This is a genomic window from Pseudorhodoplanes sp., assembly GCF_046289595.1.
Lineage (GTDB): Bacteria > Pseudomonadota > Alphaproteobacteria > Rhizobiales > Xanthobacteraceae > Pseudorhodoplanes.
In genome coordinates this window covers 1-2,953 of sequence record NZ_JBKBVB010000221.1, presented here as the reverse complement: position 1 = coordinate 2,953, position 2,953 = coordinate 1, and the positions used below count along the sequence as shown (strand labels likewise).

Genomic DNA, 2,953 nt, shown 5'->3' with positions numbered 1-2,953 from the left:
ATGCGGCGCTCGGCGAAAAGCTCTCCACCGTGATGTGGGATGGTCCCGCGGACCGGCTGACCCTGACCGAGAATGCCCAGCCCGCCCTGATGGCGGTCTCGCTTGCCGCCATGCGGGTGCTCGAAACCGAGGCCGGGCTCGATCTGAAGCGCGACGCGAAATGCGTCGCCGGCCATTCGCTCGGCGAATATTCGGCGCTGGCTGCGGCCGGGGCTTTTACCATCGGGGATGCGGCGCGGCTCTTGCGCATTCGCGGCCATGCCATGCAGAAGGCTGTCCCGGTGGGGGAAGGCGCAATGGCGGCCTTGCTGGGGCTGTCTCTGGAGGACGCGGCCGCGGCGGCGGCGGAGGCCGCGCAAGGTCAGGTCTGCCAGGTCGCCAACGACAATGGCGGCGGACAGGTGGTGGTTTCGGGAAACAAGGCGGCGGTCGAACGCGCGGTCGAGATCGCGAAGGGCAAGGGCGCCAAGCGGGCGATGCTGCTTCAGGTCTCCGCTCCGTTCCATTGTGCGCTGATGCAGCCGGCCGCGGATGCGATGGCGCAGGCGCTTGCGGATACCGACGTGAGGAAGCCGGTGGTGCCGGTGGTCGCCAACGTGCTTGCTGCACCCATCGAGGATCCGCAGGAGATCGTGCGCCGCCTGGTCGAGCAGGTCACCGGGACGGTGCGCTGGCGCGAATGCGTGGAGGCGATCGCCGCCGCAGGCGTGACGCAATTCTACGAGGTCGGAGCCGGCAAGGTGCTGACCGGGCTCCTGAAGCGAATTGCGCCCGGTGCGACGGGCAGCGCGATCGGCACGCCGGACGATGTGGCGGCGTTCAAGGCCGCGCGCGGCTGAACCATCAATTCAACAGGAGTGAAGCATGTTCGACCTGACCGGAAAGACCGCCTTGGTGACCGGCGCAACCGGCGGTATCGGCGGCGCGATTGCGCGGGCGCTGCACCGGCAGGGTGCGACCGTTGCGGTTTCCGGCACGCGCAGGGAAATCCTCGACGGGCTCGCCGGCGAATTGTCCGGGCGCGTCCATGTGCTGCCCTGCGATCTCTCCGACAAGGATCAGGTCGAGGCGCTGGTGCCGCAGGCCGAAGAGGCCATGGGCAAGCTCGATATTCTGGTCGCCAATGCCGGCATCACCCGGGACAATCTTTTCGTGCAGTTGCGCGATGAGGATTGGGACACCGTGGTCAACGTCAACCTGACCGCGACTTTCCGGCTGTCGCGCGCCGCCATCAAGACCATGATGCGGCGGCGCTTCGGCCGCATCATCGGCATCACCTCGGTCGTTGGCGTGACCGGCAATCCGGGGCAGGGCAATTACACCGCCGCCAAGGCCGGCATGATCGGGATGATGAAATCGATCGGCAAGGAGTATGCGAGGCGCGGGATTACCGCCAATTGCGTGGCGCCCGGCTTCATCGCAACCCCGATGACCGACAAGCTGAACGAGAAGCAGCGCGACGCCATCTTGCAAATGGTGCCGTCCGGCCGGCTCGGGACGCCGGACGATGTGGCGGCGGCCGTGGTTTACTTGGCCTGCGACGAAGCCGCCTACGTAACGGGCCAGACACTGCATGTGAATGGCGGGATGGCGATGATATAAGCCACTGCGGCAAAAGGGTTTTCTTCGCGGCTTCCCTGCGCTGGCCTTGGCATTTGAAGTATGATAGCCCGTTTTCCGCCGGGCTTGAGGGGGGTGTTAGGGGCGGGCTTGACGCAAAGTCTGCGACCAAATACACGCCGCCGTCATCACGGTTGCGGAACGGCCAAAAGGCGTGGTCCATGTGGCTTCTCGACGTGCTCGGCCCGATAGCGGCCTCCCGCGCGAAGCGAGCAAGCTGCTTGAACCGGCCACGAGGTCGTGCCACCACACCTTCGATCGCGCCGCCGATTGGGGCCATCACTGGAAGCAGAGGTTCGAACAGATGAGTGACATCTCCGAGCGAGTGAAGAAGATCGTGGTGGAGCATCTTGGTGTCGAGCCCGACAAGGTCACCGAGCAGGCCAGCTTCATCGACGATCTCGGGGCCGACTCCCTCGACACGGTCGAACTGGTGATGGCTTTCGAGGAAGAGTTTGGCTGCGAAATTCCCGACGATGCGGCGGAAACGATCCTCACGGTGGGGGACGCCGTGAAGTTCCTCGAAAAGAACGCCAAGAGCTGACCGCTGATCCTCTGTCCGCGGGTCCATCCGGCGGCGCCGACAAAGGGACGGCGGCGACCGGCTCCGGGGTTTCGAACTCCGGAGCGTGATGCAGCGGATGCGGGAGCCCGATCATGAGGCGTGTCGTCGTCACAGGCTTGGGGATGGTGACGCCGCTCGGATGCGGCGTCGAAACCACGTGGCGGCGCATCCTCGAAGGCAGGAGCGGCGCGCGCCCGGTCGAGGCGTTCGATGTGTCCGATCTTCCCTGCAAGATCGCCTGCACGATCCCGCGCGGCGACGGCTCCGACGGCACCTTCAATCCCGATCAGTGGATGGAGCCGAAGGAGCAGCGCAAGGTCGATCCGTTCATCGTCTATGCGCTGAGCGCCGCGCGCCAGGCGCTCGACGATGCCGGCTGGAAGCCGGAAACGCCTAACGAGCAATTTGCCACCGGCGTCATGATCGGCTCCGGCATCGGCGGCGTCGGCGGCATTGCCGAGGGCGCGATCCTGGTGAAGGAGCGCGGGCCGCGCAGGCTGTCGCCGTTCTTCATTCCCGGCCGCATCATCAATCTGGCATCGGGCTATGTCTCGATCGAGTTCGGGCTGAAGGGCCCGAATTCGGCTGTGGTGACGGCCTGCTCCACCGGCTCGCATGCGATCGGCGATGCCGGCCGCATGATCGCGCTGGGCGATGCCGACGTGATGGTGGCGGGGGGCGCGGAATCGCCGGTGGACCGGCTGTCGCTTGCGGGATTCGCCGCCTGCCGTGCGCTGTCGACCGGCTTCAACGAGACCCCGGAACGCG

General features: G+C 66.1%; 4 protein-coding genes. All 4 read left to right on the top strand.

Annotated features, from left to right (window positions below):
• The coding region (gene fabD / locus ACK41X_RS23275) for an ACP S-malonyltransferase (protein WP_409728647.1) at positions 1-839 on the top strand (839 nt) is incomplete at its 5' end.
• A 25-nt stretch (positions 840-864) separates the two neighbouring features.
• Entirely contained in the window at positions 865-1,602 is a 738-nt protein-coding gene (fabG, locus tag ACK41X_RS23270) for a 3-oxoacyl-[acyl-carrier-protein] reductase (protein WP_409728646.1), read from the top strand.
• Positions 1,603-1,924: 322 nt separating this feature from the next.
• Positions 1,925-2,164, top strand: a complete 240-nt coding sequence (locus ACK41X_RS23265; RefSeq protein ID WP_086090566.1) for an acyl carrier protein — start codon at positions 1,925-1,927, stop codon at positions 2,162-2,164.
• 113 nt (positions 2,165-2,277) lie between these two features.
• Positions 2,278-2,953 (top strand): beta-ketoacyl synthase N-terminal-like domain-containing protein (locus ACK41X_RS23260; protein WP_409728644.1); only part of this gene is annotated, 676 nt, incomplete at its 3' end.

What these genes read in the sequence shown, in the direction of transcription:
- ACK41X_RS23265 (WP_086090566.1), top strand. Translation starts at nt 1,925, where the DNA reads ATGAGTGACATCTCCGAGCGAGTGAAGAAGATCGTGGTGGAGCATCTT.
- fabG (WP_409728646.1), top strand. Translation starts at nt 865, where the DNA reads ATGTTCGACCTGACCGGAAAGACCGCCTTGGTGACCGGCGCAACCGGC.